Here is an 18,930-nt window from a genome sequence, read left to right as displayed (position 1 = left end):
AAGTCAGCAATGCTGAATTGGCCACGGTCCAGCCCACGCCAGACGAATTCCACGGCGAATGGAACTACAGTATTCATCCCACACCAGCCCGATAATTGTTCAAGTTATTTATGCTAGATGCCTAAGGATGGCGCCGAGGGCGGAAATGTCTACATCCAAGTTAACGTCGTCTTTGCCTCCCTCGTCCATATGCTTCAGATCGTTGATATTCAGTCTGATTATTAACGTGGGTTTGGCGAATTTAGCCCTTGGTGGGGTTTCACCGGATAGCGCCTCCCTAACTCCCATTGCGTAGTCCGAGAACGGCTGCTTCCCCGCCTTCAGAACGAGACCGTGAAGGATGCCATCCGCAGCACCGGCTAGGGTAATTGCGGACACACGGTCCCTTCGACTTACGAACAAAGCAATCGCCGTTTCTAGCTGCTGTTGAGCAAGCGCCAGTTTGCTTATGGTTTTCTCAGCCACGCTGGACCTCCAGTGCACCAGAGGGAAAAGGCATCTCTACCGATCTCCATTGTCTGCATGCAGAGATGTCTAGTGCGCTCTAACGAAACAAGATCAGCCGCGCCGGACAAGAAAGCTTGGAAAAGCGAGGACGATCCACGGCGTCGGCTACAGCGCTTGGTTAGAGATCATTCAAAGCCTTGTTATGAGCTTGGACAATTCCACGTTGGCTGCGTGAAGTGCCTTCAGAGTGCTCTCTCGCCCTCCGCGATCAAAGCTTGGCGGCGAATCGAGTCACGCGGTGCGCCATACAGCTCTGCTACCCAGATCTTTCGAGCTATGGCGGCGTCACTAAGCAGGGCCTCGACTTCAGCTCCGCCTACCTGGTACCGTTGGCGGAGAATCGGTCCGAGCCTCCGTAAGCTTTGCCTAGCCTTGTCGATGCTGGTCATTAGCTTTCCTGTGCGCGAATAGATCGCGTCCTGATCCAGCGTGTCACGCTTGAGTAGTTGAATGAAGACTTGTTTGTCTTGTTCGATCGCATACAGATCTTTGCTCAGATCGGACAAGGCTTCCAGCAGCTGAGTTCGTTCTTCCGCCGCTACTATTTCGGCTATAGGCGCCCCCAGGGCTTTGAACCACGCGAGTGCACGAATACTCGCCTTCTCCAGCGAGCCCAAAACTGTTGAACTTTGCGCGCTAGCGTTTGACGTGGAGAGAAAAGTGAGAAGGAGGCAAACCGGGCCAATGACATTGCGTCTCTTCATTTTGGTCCCGTTGGTCTTGCGCGCTTTCGTGTGCGGTTACCGATTACTAGCGTCACCCCGAGGTAGACGAAGTACAGGGCAGGAATCGCGTAGAGTAAACTAGGCCTAAGGCGTAGGAAGTGAACTAGCAGCCACATGCCCCCGAACAGGAGCAAGAACACTCCAATGTGAAGGGCAAACGTTGAAATGAGCTGTCGCTGTTTGTTCGTGGGTGATGCCATGGTCTCTAACGGATAGTATCTTATCCGCCGTGCGGCAGCATGGCGGATAAGATCTGTTGAACTGAACCGCTGGTCGAAGGCTATGAGCTTGGGGATTGTAAGGCGCCTGGGGCCGTGATGGAGGGCTAGTGGTTGGCTCGGCGTGTCGGTCATGGCCTGATCTCCCCGCTCGGACCCCGGGCTTGGGGTCATGAGGAAGTATGGTCAAGGGGCGGGAAGGGGTCAATGGGGGGCGTGGGCGCAAGGCGGGCTGCGGCGGGGTCCGATGACGTCGCCGGAGCGGGGAAGCGCAGCGGTTCATCCTGTACTACCTCATAAAAGCCGGGCTCCTGCCCGTTCGGTTCAGGCCGCCTATCGCAAGAGCGGCGGGCCGGTGGCCCGAGGGAGAGGGGAAGTGCTCTGATCGGGCGCAGCCGTCCTTGGCCACGCGCGTTATGGGTCGTGAGTTTATTCGCCACCCATATTCTGAGGGTTCTCGCCTCTCTTTCTTATAGTTGACTACGCGGGCTCGCGCAGCTCACTGCCGGGTGACGCCCAGCACTTCTGCGGCTCGCGTGACGGTCAGGTCCAGGGCCTGCAATCCTGCTGCACCACAGGCCGGGATGCGGGGGGTTCAGCATGGGCATGGTGCGTAGCTCTTACCAGATCGACATCGTAGCGGGCGGTGGGGGAGGAGAGGGGGACCGGAAACGCCTGATGTCCTGCCCTACCTAGCTAGGATCTGCGGCCGGGTGTTCGGCTTCTAAAAGTAACGTTTATGTTACTATGATACATGATCGAGGTGCGGGAATATGCCGATCGGGCGGGCTGCAGCCCTTTCGAGAAGTGGTTCAGCGGCCTAGAGTCCAGAGCCGCCGCCAAGGTCGCCGTAGCCTTGGTCCGCCTTGAGCAGGGCAACCGGTCCAACGTGAAGGGCGTCGGCGGCGGATCCTGGAGCTCAAGATCGACTATGGGCCGGGCTACCGGATCTATTTCGGCAAGGACGGGGAGCGCCTGGTGATCCTGCTCGGGGGCGGCACGAAGAAGCGGCAGAGCGCCGACATCGAGACCGGCCGGCGGCTCTGGCAGGAATACAAGGCCAGAAAGAAAGTGGAGCGTTGATATGGCCCTGACACGGGATTTCAAAGAGACCATCAAGGCGCGAGCGGAGACCGACGAGGCCTTCCGGTCGGCATTGCTGAGCGAAGCCCTGGAATGCTTCCTATCGGGCGATGCCGAGACCGGCAAGGCCGTGCTGCGCGATTACATCAACGCCACGATCGGCTTCGAGGCCTTGGGCGAGGAGACCGGCCGGCCGCCCAAAAGCCTGATGCGGATGCTGGGTCCGAGAGGCAATCCGCAGGCCCGTAACCTATTCGATGTGATCGCCGTCCTGCAAAAGCGCGAAGGGTTCCATGTGCAGATCCGCCTGTCCCGGTAGGCGAGACGCGAGACCCATTGAGCCAGGAGGACATTGCGGCCGTATAGCGGGCGGTGCGAATACGGGTACTGCGCCTGTTCGAGCGGCGGGGCCTGACCACGTTAACCCCCCAACCTAGAACTAGAAGTGCCGGTAGCCCTCGCGAGGCGGATGATAGGCGCTGCCGTCCGCACCGATCCATCGCAGTCCCGGGCTGGCCTCGATGCGACCGATACAGGTCATTGATGCCCCGCACCACCGGGACTCCAGCACCGGTCGTTGCGGTGGCGGGACGGTGAAACACAACTCGTAGTCGTCGCCACCGGCGAGTGCCAAGGCCCAGCGCCGGTCCGGGTCATCCACTGCGCGCAACGCCGGCGACAGGGGCAGGCGCTCCAGGTACACCGTGGCACCGCATCCGCTCTGGGTGAGGAGATGACCGAGATCGGCAGCCAGGCCGTCGGAGATATCGATCCCGCTGGAGGCCAGGCCTCTCACGGTGAGCCCTTCGGACACCCGTGGCGCGGGGCGGCGCAGGCGCGTCTCCAGGTACGCGCGGGGGGAGGGTAGACCGCAGAGGGCCAGGGCCGCATCGCCGAGGGTACCGGTGACGAAGATCTCATCCCCCGGACGCGCGCCGCTCCGCCGCAGGCTCAAACCCGTGGGGGCGAACCCGTAGGCGCCGACCGTGATGGTGAGTGGGCCGCGGGTCAAGTCGCCTCCGACCAGTGCCACCCCATGGGCCTCGGCCAGATCGAAGAAGCCGCGGGCGAAGTCCGCGATCCATCCTTCGTCGGCGTGCGGGAGTGTCAGGGCCAGGGATGCCCAGGCCGGTTGCGCGGCCATGGCGGCGAGATCGCTCAGGTTGACCGCGAGGGCCTTGTAACCGATGTCCCCGGGGGAGTAATCATCGGAAAAGTGCACGTCCCGGACGAGCGTGTCGGTGGATACCACGAGGGCCGATCCGGCGGGGACCTCAAGGACCGCACCGTCATCGCCGACGCCCACCAGCACGTCGTCGCGCCCGACAGACGCCGGCGTGAAGTAGCGGGCGATGATATCGAATTCCGAGACTGGCATGAGGCGGGGTCCGCCCGGTCTCGCGGCGGTCCCCTTTACGAGACGCAGTGGGTTTCCGGCGTTCTGAGCGAACGCGCCACCTTGTCCAAGACCCCGTTGATGTACTTGTGGCTCTGCTCCGCCCCGAACATCTTGGCGAGCTCCACGGCCTCGTTGATTACCACCCGCCAGGGGATGTCGGGGTGGCACAGGAGCTCGTGCACGCCGATGGCGAGGATGGCACGCTCGACCGGGTCGAGCGCCGTGATCGGGCGATCCAGGACGCCGTCCAGGTGTCTTTCCAGGGCCGCGATCGAGACCGGGATCTCGCGGATCAGCAGGGAGAAATAGGCCTCGTCGATCTCGCCGATGTCCCGTTCGTTTATGAACTGGCGCACGATCTCGTGCGGCTCCTGTCCCGACATCAGCCATTGGTAGAGGGCCTGGACGGCACAACGCCGGGCCCTGATCTTTCCCAACTGTTTGGCCATCTCGCTCAGGAATCGATCTGCCCGAGGAGGGACACCATCTCGATGGCCGCAAGCGCCGCATCGGCGCCCCGGTTGCCGGCCTTGCCCCCGGCTCGTTCCATGGCCTGTTCGGCGGTCTCCGCCGTCAGGACCCCGAAGATCACGGGTATGGCGTACTGATTGCCGATGGCCGCGAGGCCTTCGGAGCAGGGGCCCGCGACATACTCGAAGTGCGGCGTGGAGCCGCGGATGATGACCCCGAGGGCGATGATCGCGTCGAATCGACCGCTCGCCGCCATACGCCGGCCGGCGAGCGGGATCTCGCGTGCGCCCGGCACCTTGACCAGGGTGATGTCCTCGCCGCAGACACCATGGTGCTCCAGCGTCTCGAGGCAGCCAGACAGGAGGTGTTCGACGATGGCCCCATTGAAGCGGCTGGCCACCACCCCGAAGCGCGCCCGCCCCGGCAGCACTGCCAGTCCGTGGATCGTCTTAATGCCTTGCACCGCTCTGTCCCCAATGGATATCAACTGACATAGTCTAAGACCTCGAGACCGAATCCCGAGAGGGAATGGATGCGCTTCGGGGCGCTCAGGACCCGCATCTTGCCGACGCCGAGATCGGCGAGGATCTGGGAACCTAGGCCGATCGTCCGGAGATCCTCGGTCTCGCGCCGTGTCCGCCGCGGCGGCGTCGCTCCCGGCAGGGTCGCGTCCTGGATCTGCTGGATGAGGTCGGCGGGCTCGAACTGGTGGCACAGGATCACGATGACGGCGCTCGGTTCTGCCGCGACCCGCCTCACGACATCGGCCAGCCGCCATCCGCCATCCGCGCGCACGCTACCGGTCAGGTCCATCACCGGATTGAATACATGCACCCGTACCAAGGTCGGCGTGGCCGGATCGACTGTCCCCTTGACGAGCGCGAGGTGCAGGTCCCGGGAGAGGTCGTCCTTGAAGGCCAAAAGGCGCAACTCCCCGATCTCGGTGGTGATGAGGGCCTCCGCGACGCGCTCGATGGTCTTCTCGTTCTGCATGCGGAAGCGGATGAGGTCGGATATGGTGCCGATCTTGAGGCCATGTCGCTCGGCCAGCCCCTCGAGGTCCGGGCGGCGCGCCATGGCGCCGTCGTCGCGCAGGATCTCGACGATGACCGCGGCCGCATCGAGACCCGCCAGCCGCGCCAGATCACAGCCGGCCTCGGTGTGTCCGGCACGCGTCAGAACCCCGCCCGGCTGGGCCATCAGCGGGAACACGTGGCCGGGCTGCACCAGGTCCCCGGCCTTGGCCTCCGGGGCCACGGCGGTGCGGATCGTCACCGCCCGATCCGCGGCCGAGATGCCGGTCGTGACCCCGCGCGCCGCCTCGATCGAGACCGTGAAGTTGGTGGTCTGGCGGTAATAGGTGTCGCGTACCATGAGCGGCAGTTGCAGTTGCTCGCAGCGTTCCTTGGTCAGGGTCAGGCAGATGAGGCCGCGGCCGTAGCGGGCCATGAAGTTGATATCCTCCGCACGTGCGACGCTCGCCGCCATGATGAGGTCGCCCTCGTTCTCGCGGTCCTCGTCGTCCATGACGATCACCATCCGGCCCTGACGGATGTCATCGATGATCGCTTCGGTGGAGTGGATCGCCATGGCGTTTCGGGGGGCTTCGCGTCCTGATTATAGCTGCTGGGACGGGTACGGCAGGTCGCGAGGGTCGCACGGCCCTTGTGCCGGGCCGCGAGGGCCGCTGTACAGCCGGACAGAGGTCCGCGGCCGGTACCCGCAAGGGGGGAACGATGCGCAGTGACGGGGACGAGCACGCCCCGCGCGCCGCTCCTCGATTCGGATGCGGCTCGCGAAGTCGGGCGACCGGAATTTTAAGGAAGTTTAAATAAGAAGCGGTTTTTACAGCCTGATCGTGACCGCCTTGGTCTCGGTGTAGTGTTGGAGGACTGCCTCGCCCATCTCGCGTCCCCAGCCCGACTGCTTGTAGCCGCCGAAGGGTAAGGCCGCATCGAAGACGTTATAGCAGTTCACCCACACGGTGCCCGACTTGAGCCTGGCGGCCAGCGTGTGGGCCTTGCAGAGATCACGGGTCCAGACCCCGGCGGCCAAGCCGTAGATCGTATCGTTCGCGCGCTCGATGAGACGATCGTCCAGCGCCTCGAACGGCATGGCCGTGACGACCGGCCCGAAGATCTCCTCCTGGACCACCTTCATATCGGCTTGGGTGTCGACGAGGACGGTGGGTTCCACGAAGTAACCGGCGCCGGCCCTGCCGCTACCGCCGGTGACGGCGCGCGCCCCTTCGGCGAGACCGGACTCCAGATACCCGCACACCCGGTTGCGTTGGATCTCGGAGACCATGGGTCCCATCTCGGTCTTGGGGTCGAGACCCGGTCCCAGTTTGATCTTTTTGGCGGCTTCCGCCACGCCCTCGACCACCCGGTTGAAGGCGGGTTCTTCGACATACAGGCGCGAGCCGGCACAGCAACACTGGCCGTGATTGAAGAAGATCGCGCTGGCCGCACCGGGGATGGCGACGTCGAGATCCGCGTCCTTGAGGATGATGTTGGGCGATTTGCCGCCGAGCTCCAACGAGACCTTCTTGAGGTCATTGGCCGCTGCCCGGACGATGAGCCTCCCGACCTCGGTCGAGCCCGTGAACGCGACCTTGTCGACACCGGGATGGGCCGCCAGCGCCGCGCCCGCCGTCTCCCCGAAACCCGTGACGATATTGACCACGCCCTTGGGTAAGCCGATTTCGAGCAGGAGCTCGCCGAGCCGGAGCGCGGACAAGGGGGTCTCCTCGGCGACCTTGAGCACCACCGTGCAGCCCGTCGCCAAGGCCGGGGCGAGCTTCCAGGCTGCCATGAGCAGCGGGAAGTTCCAGGGGATGATCTGCCCGACGACACCGACGGGCTCGGGGACGGTGTAGGCATGGTACCGGACGCCCGGGGTATACAAGACCGACAGCGGGATCGTGATCCCGTGGCGCTTGGTCGCCCAGCCCGCCATGTAATGGAACATGTCGGCCGCGAGCGGCACATCCGCGGCCTTGGCCACGCTGACCGGCTTGCCGTTGTCGAGCGATTCGAGCTCGGCCAGCTCGTCCAGGTGCTCCAGGATGGCGTCGCCTATCCGCCAGATGATCTTGCCCCGCTCGGCGGGTCCCAGGGCTGGCCATGGGCCCGATTCGAAGGCCCGCCGCGCGGCCTTAACGGCGCGGCCGATGTCCTCCCGGTCACCCTCCGCGACCTCTGCGCTCACCCTCCCCGTGGCCGGGTCGTACACGGGGAAGGTCTTGCCGGAGGCCGCCGGCACCCACTCGCCGTCGATGAGCAACTTCTTGGGGGAGCCGAGAAACTGGCTGACCGGCTGGGTCAACGAATAGGAAAGCACCGCCGCATTCATAGGAAACCTCCCACGTTGGAAACCTCCACGTTGCTGCTTCGGGCGCCGCTCGGGATGGTCTGGGAGCGGCCATTCCGACTCCGGGGAGAGGGGGACACCGGCACGGCGTCCGAGAGAACGCCCCTCCAGGTACCACACCCACCCTGCATCGGTCCGGGGATTGCCCGGCGCTCCGCGCGCGACTCGGAGTCTGTCATGCCGGTACCGCCAAGCCTGGTCGACGAAAATGGGGCCGTGCATGAAGTATAGACAGGTGGGCGCCCGAATCAAAGCCAGTCGCGGCGCACAGGCTGCTGCCGCTGAGACCAGGGCATCGCACAGGGGAGCATGCGGCTCCGATCGAGCACGGTTTCGATGGTGGTTTCGACGGATTCAGCTCGTGCGGTTGTTTCCTCTGGCCGGCTAAACCGACTCGGGGTGCGCGCCGATCCCACGCGACATGCGCCCCTGCCCCACCTGTAGCCGGGAGTTCATGATGAGCCAGAGGCTCTGCCCCCACGACGGCAGCGTCCTCGAGGACAAGCTGCCGCCCGAGGAACGGCTCTGCGGACAGACCCTGGCCGGAAAGTACAAGATCGAGGGCTTCCTCAGTCAGGGCGGGATGGGCGTGGTGTACCGGGCGACCCATGTCATGCTCGGCAAACCCATCGCGCTCAAGCTCATCCGCCCCGAGATCGTCACGTCCCGGGAGGTGGTCCGGCGCTTCTAGCGCGAGGCCCGCGCCGCGAGCCTTTTGTCCCACCCGAACATCGTCACCATCTACGACCTCGGGCAGGTCGAGGACGGGACCCTGTCCTGGCCATGGAGCTCTGCGCGGGGATGAGCCTCAAGGACCTGATGGTCGCCGGAGGGGCCGTTAGCCCCGCGCCGTGCAGTGCGCCTGTGTCGCGCCATCGCGGGAGCACTGGCACTCGCCCAGCGATCTCAAGCCGCACAACGTGATGATAGCCCGCGACGGCGAGGGACAGGAGACCCCCAAGCTCCCTGGACTTCGGGATCGCGAAGGCGGTCGAGACCGACGGGGCCACGCTCACCTCGACCGGCATGATGCTCGGCACCCCCGCGTTACCTGTCGCCGGAGCAGGCCCAGCGCCTGCCGGTCGATGGGCGCAGCGATCTCTACTCGCTCGGGATCATCTTCTACGAGATGCTGGTCGGCCGCGTGCCATCCGACGACCCGTCGGTCCCCTCGCTCTTCGTAAAGCACATGGCCGAGCACCCGCGGCCGCCTTCGGATCTGCGCCCCGACGTCCCCCCGGCCATCGAGTCGATCGTGCTGCGCCTGCTCGAGAAGGACCCGGCCCGCCGCTTCCAGAGCGCCGGGCCCCACGCCCCGAACACGGCGGCGGGCGAGGCGACCATCTCGGACGAGCGGCCGACCGATAGCGATCCGAACGAAAGGCCTCAACTGAAAATCGTCCCTAATAAAGTTCAGACTAAATCACTGCTCGATAAAATCAATATTGTTATCGCTCAGGACAGTTACCCGCCCTTTGATGTGGATGCAGTCGTTCTAGAAGAAGATACAGCGCTAATACTTAGTAATAATGTTGTAATTAGAGAAACGAAGGAACATGCCATTAGATTGATGACTGATCTGTTTGAGTATAAAGAAAAGGCGCCAGGCTCTGTTGTCGTTAAAGGCGCAAACCCCTACAGATTCTTTGCGATTGTGCATGATTTTGATAAGGATCCATCCTGCAGGAAGGAGTGGGTCGAGAGTGCCCTACATAGCGTTTTAAAATATGCAATATATTTAATATCGAGTCTCTTGGTCTGCAGTTATTAGGCACACAATATGAGCCAATTGAAGATAAGTGGTTTATAGAACGATTACGTGCGATTCTGGCAGAAACAATTAACAGTCAATTGAAAAATCTATGGATGATGATCCCTGATCATTGTGCTCCTGACAAGATTTCCGACAGGATATCTCTCAGCAAATAGGGAGCAATACAATTGTAAAGATAGGAAAGATAGGTTGGAGTAGGCGGTCGGAACTCTAGCCAAAGAATATTCGAAGTTTCAGGTACCTAACGCTCTCGTCCCTTCAGGAGGGCACCGAGACACTCCCTCCCCTGTCCGTGCTTCTTGCGGACAAGGGCAGGGAGGGGGTTAGGCCGACACGCACTGACCCAATCTTTTCCTGCCCGCAGCGCCTTTACCCCCACCCTGACCCCCGCTCCACAGGGGAGGGGATCGGCGGCGACGACGGCGGCTCGCCGGAAGGAACCACTGCCGCACGGGATGGCCTGAGATCGCATCGCGGATAACGCGCGAGAACGCGCCTCGTTCCGCTACGCCCGCAGGGCGCGTATATTCTCACGGTTCCAATCGACAGACATGGTCAGAAGCTCTTCGTGGCAGGCGCCTGAGCGCGCCTTGGGACATGCCTCTCGCGTTTGGTAACACATGACCTCAGGCTTACCACTGCTGAGACGGAGGATGGGAAACCCGCGGCACGCCCGCGGCATCTCTTTGCTCGAGGTGCTCGTGGCCTTTGCGATCATGGCGCTGGCGCTCGGCGTATTGCTGCGTATCTTCGGTACTGGCCTGCGCAGCAGTGCGGCGGCCGAGCGCTATTCCGCGGCCACCTTGTGGGCCGAGTCGCTGATGGCCGGGGCCGGCTCGACCTGGCCGCTCGACCCTGGCGAAGAGGGTGGGAGCCTCACGGCTGGCTACCGCTATCGGCGCGTCGTCCGTCCCTACGACCCGGGGCCTGTGACCGGCCCCCTCCCGCGCGTGCCCCTGGTGTCGGTCGGCGTGGAAGTGGCGTGGACGGAAGGGGCAAAGACCCGGCGGGTGGTGCTGAGCTCGTTGCGACTCGGTCCCCCGGGGCCGGTGCGATGACGCGCCGTCGCAGAGAGTGCGTGCGGCGATGGGTCGCGGGCTTTACCCTGGTCGAGCTGCTCATCGCCATCGCGCTGTTCGGACTCATACTGACCGGGCTCTACAGCGGGCTCAGGATGGCGACCCGCGCCTCCGATGCCGGGGAGGCCCGCGCCACGGACAACGACGAGCTGCGAGCGGTGATGGGGTTCCTGCGCTTCGAGCTGAATCAGGTCTATCCGCTGGTGTTTAGCGACGAGAGCGAAGACCGGGTGATCTTCGAAGGCGAGCCGGATCGCCTGATGTTCGTGGCGCGCCTGCCCCAGCACCGGGGTGTGGAGGGGGCCTATCAGATATTCCTTCTGGAGGACCAGGACCGCCTGGTGCTGCGTTACCGCCTCACCAAGGCCGACCACCCGTATCTATTCGAGAGCGGTGACGTGGGCAAGGAAGTGGTGCTGGTCCCCGGCGTCGAGAACGTCGGGTTCAGCTACTATGGTAAACGGGGGCGCACTGCGCGGTTCTACAGCCGCTGGGATGACCCGGAGCGCCTGCCGAAGCTCCTGCGTATGCGTATCCGCCCCAAGGGCCGCGGCGTCCACTGGCCGGATCTGATTGTACCGATCCGCGCCGAGGTGCAGGAGGATGCCCCCGAGCTGATCCTGCAACCACCGGGGGTCGAAGACGATCTCAGTGACGAGGAACTGGAGGACGGTACCTTGGACGATGATCTCGACGACTCTGATGGGTAGGGGCGCCGCGACGCTGACTCGTATCCCGGGGTGCAGAGCGTGGCGTCTCGGTCCGAGAGCGGTGCGCGGTGTGGCCCTCATCGCGGTCCTTTGGATCGTGGCCTTGCTGACGGTCATCGGCGCCGGGTTCGCGCTCGACATGCGCACCGAGACCACATTGACGCAGGAGCTTCTCGCCGGCGCCCGCGCCCGCGCCGCGGCCGAGGCCGGGGTATACCGCGGGATCTGGGAGGTCTTGAAACCGGATCGGCGCCGTCGCTGGCGTGCCGACGGCACCGAGCGCCGCTGGTCGTTTCGAAGCTATCGGGTGAACATCGTGCTCCAGGATGAGGGTGGCCGTATCGATCTCAACAGCGCCTCGCGCGAGTTGCTCGGCGCCCTCCTGGAGGCCAACGGCATCGAGGACGAACGGCGTGCCGCGCTCGTGGACGCCATCCAGGACTGGCGCGATGCGGATGACACGCGCGGTGCCAACGGTGCCGAGGACCCGGAGTACCAGGCCGAGGGTCGCGCGGCGGGCGCCAAGGACGGGCTCTTCAATACCGTGGCGGAGCTGCAGCAGGTGCTCGGCATGAGCCGCCGCTTGTACGAGCGCCTGGCCTCGGCCCTCACCGTCCATTCGCACCTGCCCGGGGTGGACGCGCAGCTCGCCCCGCCCAGCGTTCTGCGCGCACTACTGACCGGCGAAGGGAGATCCGAGGACGCGCTCGACAAGCTCCTGGAGGACAAAGAACGCGAGGCCGAGGTACCCGGCGGTGCTGAGGAGCCGCCCCGTGCGGCGATCCCGGGGCTCGACCCACGCTTCCTCTCGACCAGCAACGGGGAAATCTATACCATCCAGGCGATGGCCACCGTGCGCCGGAGCAACGTCGCCAGTGCCGTCGCCCACGTGAGCGCCACGATCCGCGTGACCAATCAGCCGAGACGTCCCTATACGGTCCTGGTCTGGCGCGAGGGTCGGGAGCTCTTCTGAGGTCATGCCGGTGGATGTCCGACAGGCGTATCAGATCCTCGCCCAGTGGTTTCGCCAATTCGTTCATTGGTGGGTGGGCCAGCTGCTGGATCTGTTGCCCGTGCCCATGCGCCGCCTCGTGGACCTCGACCCCGAGCGCTGGGTGCTCTGCGCCGAGGGTCCCGGCATCCGGGTGGTGCGCCTGCACGAGGGCGAGGACGGGGACGCCGTGGTGGCACACATCGCACTGGACGCCGATCCGGAGGCGCCGTCCGACGAGATACGGAACTGGGAGCATGAGCGGCGCGCGGATGCGGAGCTGACCTTGCGGTTGCCGCTGGCCCTGGCCCTGTGCCGGCCGATCAACCTGCCGCTTGCGGCCGACGAGAACCTGCGTGAGGTCGTGGGCTTCCGCATGGACCAGGAGACCCCCTTCAAGGCCGACCGCATCTATTTCGACTACCGGGTGCTGGAGCGGGACGCCGTCGGAAAGCGCATCGCACTCGAGATCGTGGCCGTGCCGCGGGCCGCTGCAGATCCGTATTTGGAGCGCTTGCAGGCGCTCGGCATCGTCCCCGACGCGCTGGACATCGAAGACGCCGGCGGCGGGGTCAATCTGTTGCCACCCGAGCGGCGGCGTGTGCGCGAATCGGGGATCGGGCGCCTCGATGCCATCCTGGCGACGGTCGGCGGTCTCTTGCTGGCGGCCGCGATCGCCATCCCGTTATGGCGCGACCATCAGACCCTGACCGGGCTTCAGGCACGCGCCTCGGAGGTGAAGAAGAAGGCCGACGCCGTCAAGAAGCTCGAGCATAAGTTCGAGCTGCTGACCACGACCTCGCGCTTTCTCATCGAAAAGAAAAAGACCTCGCCGGTGACCGTTGCCCTCCTGGCCGAGCTCACGCGCCTCCTGCCCGACGACACCTGGCTTTACCAGTTCGAGTTGAATGGCAAAGAGGTACTGATCCAGGGTGAGGCCTCGGCCTCGTCGGCCATCATCGGCTTGATCGAGTCTTCGCCGCTGTTCGCCAATGTCACTTTCCGCTCCCCGGTCACTCAGAATCGGGTGACGGGTGGCGAGCGCTTCAACCTGGCCGCCGAGGTGGAGGCGGGCTCATGAACTGGCGCCTCACGCCCACACACCAACGGATCGCGGCGGTGGGCCTCGTGGTGGTGCTGCTCGGCCTCTTCTACCTCGTCCTGGTCTCGCCGGTGGTCGCCCTCTATCGGGAATATCACGAGGACATCGCGGCGGAGGAGGAGCGTGTGGTGCGCTATGAGCGGGTCGCGGGGAAGGCCAAGCAGATCGACCGGCAACTCGCGCAGATCGACCGTCAGATCTCCGGCCAGGAGCGGGGCTACCTGAAGGGCAACACCCGCTCGCTGGCGGCCGCGGAGATGCAGGACCACGTCAAGCGGGTGGTGGAATCCAACGGCGGACGGCTCAACAGCATCCAGATCCTGCCGGGCAAGGAAGACGAGGAGGATCAAAGCGCCCCGGTTTCGCTCAAGGTCCAGATGACGGGCTCGACGGAGACCGTCCAGAAGGTGTTCTACCACCTGGAATCGGGCCTGCCCCGGCTGTTCCTGGACCAGGTGTACCTGAGGGGTCGGGCCGGCTACCAGTTCCGTCCCGGCCGGCCACAGGCCGACGAGCTGGACATCCGTTTCACCCTGCAGGGCTACCTGCCGGCCACGACACCGCAAGCCGGGTGACAGGATGCGCGTGCCGGCCGATCTGAACCTCTCGACCTTAGTGCTCGGGCTCCTGTGCCTCATCGCCGGGGGGCTCGTCGCCGTCGAGCTCGTGCCGGCCCCGCCCCCGGGGCGGCTGCCCGCCGAAACGCCCGCGCCCGCTTCGGGCAAGACCCCGCGCGGAGAAGGCCCGCGCCCCGAAGAAGAGTTCAGCCTGCCCGCGTTGAGCCATTACCGGGTCATCACCGAGCGGCCCCTGTTCCTGAAGTCCCGCCAACCGCCACCTGAAGACGCGGGTATGACGGACACGCCGGCGGCCAACGAGGGCCAACTGTCTCAGTATGCGCTCACGGCGGTCATCATCGGCCCGGAGCAACAGTTCGCGATCCTGCGCGCGCAGGCCGAGGGCAAGCTCAGCCGAGTGACGAGCGGCCAGGAGTTCCAGGGCTGGACGCTCAAACAGGTCGAGGGCGACGCCGTCGTATTCGGCAGGAACGACAAGGAGGAGCGCATGCCGCTGGTGCGTAAGACGCCGGACAAGATCAAGCAGGCCGCCCGCCGCGCCGCCCTCCTCGAACGCCGCCGCCAACAGACGCAGCCCCAGCAGCCGCAACAACCACCGCCCCAGCAACCGCAGGCCCAGCAACCGCAGGCCCAGCAACCGCAGGCCCAGCAACCGCAGGCCCAGCAACCACCGCCCCAGCAACCGCAGGCCCAGCAACCGCAGGCCCAGCAACCTCAGGCCCAACAACCCCAGCCCGCGGCGATCCCGCCGCCGGGCGAGGCCCCTCCACCGCCGACGCCGCCGGAGGAATAGGCGGGGGTGGGGGAATACTCTATGTTCTCCCCCCTGTCCACGTTCGGACGGGGAAGGGCGGGGTGGGGGCCAAGCCTTTCAGGCGCTGACCAAGCCTCGTCTCTGCGGATGCGCCGTTGGCCCCCACCCTAGCCCTCCCCCGCTCCGCGCAGGCGGAGGGGACGGGAAACGCTCTCCGCCGAAACGCCCTACCCGGCGGCCTGCGCCGCGCGCTGTTCGAGTGGGACGACCACCGTCGCGTCGGCTTCCTTGCGGCCCGGCATGAGGAAGAGAAAGTCGGTCTCGTTGAAGCGCACGCGATCCCCGTGGTGCAAGCGCTGCACACGCTCGACCCGCTTGTTGTTGACGAACGTGCCGTTGGCGCTGCCCTGATCGAGCACCCAGTAGGCGTAATCGCGATACTCCACCACGGCGTGCTCGCGACTGATGCCCTTGCCCGGGATGACGAGCCCCCCCGGACCGGGCGCCCGGCCGATGAGCGTCGGTCCCCCCGTGACGTCATAGACCCCGTCCGTCGGCGCCTCCGTGGACTCCTTGCTCAACTGCCCACAGTAGAGCAGGGCGCGCGGGACATGGCCATGGCGATTCCGCGGGGCACCTTCCGGGCGATCGAGTCCCGTCGCACCGCGACCGGGATTACGGTACAGTCGATACAGCAGCACGACGCTCATGACCGAAAGCAGCAGGGTAAAGCCGACGGTACCCACCGCGACCGCCGGCATCCAGCCCGCTCGCCAGCCCGGGATCGGCGGCGCGAGCAGGGGCGTGTCGGTCATGGGCGAGGTTTTCTCCCTGATCGGCACCTCCGGGAGCGGTTCGGGCAGTGTCGGCACCTCGGGGGAGGATGCCTCGCCCGGCAGGTCCGGGATCGCCGCGTCCGCCGCCTTCGCGCTTGGCGACTCGTCACGGACCGGCGCTTCCTCCTTCGGCGACGGCGTTTCCTGTGCCTGCTCCGTCTCGGCGATCGGCGCTGCGGCTTCGGTCTCGGTATCCGGTGTCGCGGTCTCGGCCACGAACAACTCACTCATCTCCGCGAAGACTCCGGCCAGATCGCCGGGTTGCATGGGCTGGAAGTACCTGCCATCGGTGGTCTTCGCCAGGTCCTGCATGAGCTGTATGTCCGCATTGTCGGTGAATGCAATCGCGAAGATGCGGATGTCGGCTCCGACCGCGGCGCTGGCCAGCTCGCCTCGCATCGTTTCGGCCGCTTTCAGGTCACGCGCCGGGTTACCGGTGTCGATGATGCCATCGCTCATGAACACGACGGTTTTCTTCCCCTCTGGCCCTCCCGGTTGCTTCAGCGTTTCGATGGCCCGGCGCAGCGCTTCACCGCTGTTGGTCAGCTGACCTTTGAAATCGATACGATCCAGGAGGGTGAGGAGGTCCAGGCGTGTGGTCTCGTTTATCGGGGTCAGGGGGGCCAGGACCTCGACCTTCTTATCGAACAGGATGAGCGCCACTCGCGACCCCGCCGGGCTGCTCTGCACGAACTGCGCGACCGCCTGTTTGGTCAGCGACTGCGGATCGTTCTTTCTCATGCTGCCGGAATTGTCGATGAGGAGCACTATCTCTTGTCCGGCCGGCTCTTGTCCGGCGGGAGCGGTGGAGCTCATGGAGAACGCCAGTATCGCGAAGAGGTAGGTGATGATGCGCGCGAACAGGTGTTTCATGGTAGGAGTGCCTCCGGTCAACGTGCAGCACGCTGCCCGCTGAGTGTCGCCTGGATGGCCTTCTTGCGAGCGATCAAGCCGCCGTCCTCGGGCTGTACTTTCAGTCCGTCATCGACGAACGCCAGCGCGGCTTGGAGATCGCCGGCCCGCTGCCGATCCTGGGCCAGGGCGTGGTAGTGTTTCGCGATCGTCTCGAGCCCCTCACGGCCCCTGGCATTGCCCGGATCCAGGGCCAGGACCTGCTGATAGGTCTCGAGCGCGTTGTCCCCTTTGGGTGCGGTCAGGCGCGATGCCACGAGTTGCTGCTCCGCCTTACCCAATAGCCCCCGGATGGCTTCGGCTTGGCCGGAGCCGAGCGCGGTCCGCAGTTCCGCGAGCCGAGCATGGCCCGGGACCGCCTGCAACCCCTGGTCGATCAGGGCCAGGCTGGCCTCCACATGGCCCGGTTTCTGGGCGGCCTCGGCTAGCTGAACGTGACGTTCAGCTATCTGTTCCAACCCCGCGAGGGCCTCGGCTTGGCCCGGCACCACGGCCAGGAGCATGCGATAGGTCTCGAAGGCATTGTCCCCGGGCGGGGTGGTGAGGCGCCCCGACTGGACTTGTCCCTGCGCCCGCTCGAGCCACTGGGCGACGAGCCGGCGGTGCTTTTCGCCCAGTGCGCGCTGGTCATCGGCGACCGCGTCCTTCAGGGTGTGGAATCCGGGGCCCTCGGGGTCGACCCGGAGTCCCTGGTCGATGATCGCCAGACTGCGCTCCAGGTCCCCGATCTGCCGGGCGCTTTCCGCATCCTCGGTCAGCCGTTGGCTGATCCGGGTCAGGCCTTCCCGCGCTTCGCGATTATTCCGATCGAGTAACAAAACGGCATTGTAGGCATCGAGGGCGTTGTCTCCTTTCGACTCGATGAGGCGTGCCTCCTGCGTATGCCCCTTGGCCTGGGCGAGGAGCTCCGCCATGATCTGCGCCCGCTGCTTGTCCCACAGCTTACGCCACATGAACTGCTCCAGGGTCGCCAGGCCGGTGTGCCGGGGTTGGAAGTGCAACCCCTGCCGGACCAGCAACAACGCCTGGTCCATGTGGCCTCGCCGCCATTCCTGCCGCGCCCGCGCCTCGAAGCGGGCCGCTACTTCCTTCAGGCCCTTGATCACGCGCGGGTGGCCTTGCAGCGCCGCGAGTGCGAAGGTATAGGTGGCGTAACGACTATCGGCATCCGCCTGGCCCAGCAAGGACTCGACCGGCCGGGTGCCCTCATAGGCGAGCAACCGCTGCAGCACGTGCTCGGCCTGGGGATCGAGCGAATACCACATCCTCGGCGCCAGCCCGTAATGCCATACCGTGACGGCCACCGCGCCCGCCGCCACCCACCCCAACCGCCCCAGCAAGCGCCTGGAGCGCGAGGCGCCGCGGGCGCGGGCCGCGACGAAAGGCCGACCGTGGCCCGGGTCCTCGGTCCTATCGAAGACCTGGGGTACGATGGACCGATCCGCGAAACCCTGGGTGGGTTTGACCAGCAGGGTCACTTGATCTTCCAGCTTGCGCAGGAGGTCGGCGTCGTCCACGAAGCGTGCGCGCACCATCTCCTCCAGAGACTGAACGAACTCGTGCGCGTCGCGAAAACGCCCGCCGGGGTCCTTGGCGAGGAGTCGGTTCAGGATCGGCTGCAGAAATGCCAGGATTTCCGGGAGCTCCGGGATCGGCTCGTGTACGTGCTTCAAGGCGGTGGCCTTTGCATCTTCACCCGCATATGGCGGTATCCCGAGGAGCATCTCGTAGAACAAGGCGCCCAGGCTGTAGAGATCGCTGCGTGCATCCTCCGGCTCGCCCTTGACCCGCTCCGGAGGCACGTAGCCCGGCGTGCCGATGAGGGCGTCGCCGGAGTGCAGGAGGATCCCCTGATCCTGAAGCTTGGCGACGCCGAAATCGGTCAGGACCAGGGATCTCGTCCCGGAACAGCACATTCGTGGGCTTGATATCGCGGTGCACGACCCCGTGCCGGTGCGCATAAGCGAGGGCCTGTGCCAGTTGCACGATGACGTGCACGCTGTCCTTCAGCAGCAACCCTTCCCGGATACGGTCCTTGAGGTTTTTCCCGGGGATGTACTCCATCGAGATAAAGTAGCCATCGGCCGTATGGCCGAGGTCGTAGAGGGTGATGATATTCGGGTGAGTGAGCTTCGCAACGACCTTGCCCTCGTCGAGAAAGGCCTTGCGGAAGGCGGGATCTCGCGCCGGTGCCGCGGGCAGGACCTTGAGCGCCACTTGCCGATCCAGGGTCTTCTGGATGGCCAGGTACACGACCCCCATCCCCCCTCGGGCGATCTCGTGCAACACCGTATAGCCGGGAATGCTCATGCTCATCCCATCACCTCAGCACTTCAATCACGATGGGCCTGATGGATCGCCAGCTCGGCACCGCCGATCGCATCACCTAAGTATTTAATCACTTTGGCCTCCCCAAGGA

The 18,930-nt window shown here is 64.9% G+C and carries 17 protein-coding genes and 2 pseudogenes; 10 read left to right on the top strand and 9 right to left on the bottom strand.

Annotated elements, in window-relative coordinates; genetic code table 11:
- Window positions 1-108 precede the first annotated feature (108 nt).
- Together M3461_16055 and M3461_16050 are read right to left on the bottom strand one after the other, a co-directional pair.
- Window positions 109-465 (bottom strand): hypothetical protein, encoded by a 357-nt coding sequence (locus tag M3461_16055; GenBank protein ID MDQ3775747.1) that lies wholly within the window; start codon window positions 463-465, stop codon window positions 109-111.
- A 224-nt stretch (window positions 466-689) separates the two neighbouring features.
- Entirely contained in the window at window positions 690-1,211 is a 522-nt protein-coding gene (locus M3461_16050) for a hypothetical protein (protein ID MDQ3775746.1), read from the bottom strand.
- Window positions 1,212-2,207: 996 nt separating this feature from the next.
- On the opposite strand from M3461_16050, the pseudogene M3461_16045 reads away from it, so the two are divergent.
- Window positions 2,208-2,533, top strand: a pseudogene (locus M3461_16045) (type II toxin-antitoxin system RelE/ParE family toxin).
- A gap of 1 nt (window position 2,534) precedes the next feature.
- A complete protein-coding gene (locus M3461_16040) occupies window positions 2,535-2,852 on the top strand; it encodes a transcriptional regulator (GenBank protein ID MDQ3775745.1) in 318 nt (105 codons plus the stop codon).
- Window positions 2,853-2,972: 120 nt separating this feature from the next.
- Here the strand turns inward: M3461_16040 and thiL are convergent, their stop codons facing one another.
- From thiL to M3461_16015, 5 genes are all read right to left on the bottom strand, one after another.
- Window positions 2,973-3,911, bottom strand: coding sequence for a thiamine-phosphate kinase (thiL, locus tag M3461_16035; GenBank protein MDQ3775744.1), 939 nt, complete (start codon window positions 3,909-3,911; stop codon window positions 2,973-2,975).
- Between the two features lie 35 nt (window positions 3,912-3,946).
- Window positions 3,947-4,381, bottom strand: a complete 435-nt coding sequence (gene nusB, locus M3461_16030) for a transcription antitermination factor NusB (protein ID MDQ3775743.1) — start codon at window positions 4,379-4,381, stop codon at window positions 3,947-3,949.
- A gap of 5 nt (window positions 4,382-4,386) precedes the next feature.
- On the bottom strand, window positions 4,387-4,857 hold the full coding sequence (gene ribE, locus M3461_16025) for a 6,7-dimethyl-8-ribityllumazine synthase (GenBank protein ID MDQ3775742.1): 471 nt from the start codon (window positions 4,855-4,857) through the stop codon (window positions 4,387-4,389).
- A gap of 29 nt (window positions 4,858-4,886) precedes the next feature.
- Window positions 4,887-5,993 (bottom strand): bifunctional 3,4-dihydroxy-2-butanone-4-phosphate synthase/GTP cyclohydrolase II, encoded by a 1,107-nt coding sequence (ribBA, locus tag M3461_16020; GenBank protein MDQ3775741.1) that lies wholly within the window; start codon window positions 5,991-5,993, stop codon window positions 4,887-4,889.
- A gap of 255 nt (window positions 5,994-6,248) precedes the next feature.
- Window positions 6,249-7,757, bottom strand: coding sequence for an aldehyde dehydrogenase family protein (locus M3461_16015; GenBank protein MDQ3775740.1), 1,509 nt, complete (start codon window positions 7,755-7,757; stop codon window positions 6,249-6,251).
- 472 nt (window positions 7,758-8,229) lie between these two features.
- Between M3461_16015 and M3461_16010 the strand changes: the two genes are divergently transcribed.
- The 8 genes from M3461_16010 (at window position 8,230) to M3461_15975 (ending at window position 14,802) form a co-directional block, all read left to right on the top strand.
- A complete protein-coding gene (locus M3461_16010; GenBank protein MDQ3775739.1) occupies window positions 8,230-8,466 on the top strand; it encodes a hypothetical protein in 237 nt (78 codons plus the stop codon).
- A 564-nt stretch (window positions 8,467-9,030) separates the two neighbouring features.
- The gene (locus tag M3461_16005) at window positions 9,031-9,546 is read left to right on the top strand and encodes a hypothetical protein (GenBank protein ID MDQ3775738.1); all 516 of its coding nucleotides are present in this window, start codon (window positions 9,031-9,033) and stop codon (window positions 9,544-9,546) included.
- A 656-nt stretch (window positions 9,547-10,202) separates the two neighbouring features.
- Window positions 10,203-10,607 (top strand): prepilin-type N-terminal cleavage/methylation domain-containing protein, encoded by a 405-nt coding sequence (locus M3461_16000; GenBank protein ID MDQ3775737.1) that lies wholly within the window; start codon window positions 10,203-10,205, stop codon window positions 10,605-10,607.
- On the top strand, window positions 10,604-11,338 hold the full coding sequence (locus M3461_15995; protein MDQ3775736.1) for a prepilin-type N-terminal cleavage/methylation domain-containing protein: 735 nt from the start codon (window positions 10,604-10,606) through the stop codon (window positions 11,336-11,338). The genes M3461_16000 and M3461_15995 overlap by 4 nt, the downstream gene beginning before the upstream one ends.
- Window positions 11,339-11,408: 70 nt before the next feature.
- Entirely contained in the window at window positions 11,409-12,311 is a 903-nt protein-coding gene (locus M3461_15990; GenBank protein MDQ3775735.1) for a general secretion pathway protein GspK, read from the top strand.
- Between the two features lie 4 nt (window positions 12,312-12,315).
- Complete coding sequence (locus M3461_15985) at window positions 12,316-13,410, top strand: PilN domain-containing protein (protein MDQ3775734.1); 1,095 nt, start codon at window positions 12,316-12,318, stop codon at window positions 13,408-13,410.
- Window positions 13,407-14,006 carry a type II secretion system protein GspM gene (gspM, locus tag M3461_15980; protein MDQ3775733.1) on the top strand — a complete coding sequence of 200 codons (600 nt, stop codon included), beginning with the start codon at window positions 13,407-13,409 and terminating at the stop codon, window positions 14,004-14,006. Before M3461_15985 ends, gspM begins: the two co-directional genes overlap by 4 nt.
- Before the next feature lie 4 nt (window positions 14,007-14,010).
- Window positions 14,011-14,802, top strand: coding sequence for a hypothetical protein (locus M3461_15975; GenBank protein ID MDQ3775732.1), 792 nt, complete (start codon window positions 14,011-14,013; stop codon window positions 14,800-14,802).
- 188 nt (window positions 14,803-14,990) lie between these two features.
- Here the strand turns inward: M3461_15975 and M3461_15970 are convergent, their stop codons facing one another.
- Both M3461_15970 and M3461_15965 read right to left on the bottom strand, forming a co-directional pair.
- Window positions 14,991-16,472, bottom strand: a complete 1,482-nt coding sequence (locus tag M3461_15970) for a VWA domain-containing protein (GenBank protein ID MDQ3775731.1) — start codon at window positions 16,470-16,472, stop codon at window positions 14,991-14,993.
- 17 nt (window positions 16,473-16,489) lie between these two features.
- Window positions 16,490-18,773, bottom strand: a pseudogene (locus M3461_15965) (protein kinase).
- Between the last annotated feature and the right edge of the window lie 157 nt (window positions 18,774-18,930).

The sequence above is a fragment of the Pseudomonadota bacterium genome (assembly GCA_030860485.1).
Classification (GTDB): domain Bacteria; phylum Pseudomonadota; class Gammaproteobacteria; order JACCXJ01; family JACCXJ01; genus JACCXJ01.
The sequence above is the reverse complement of the archived record's forward strand: the minus strand, read 5'-3'. Positions and strand labels throughout refer to the sequence as shown.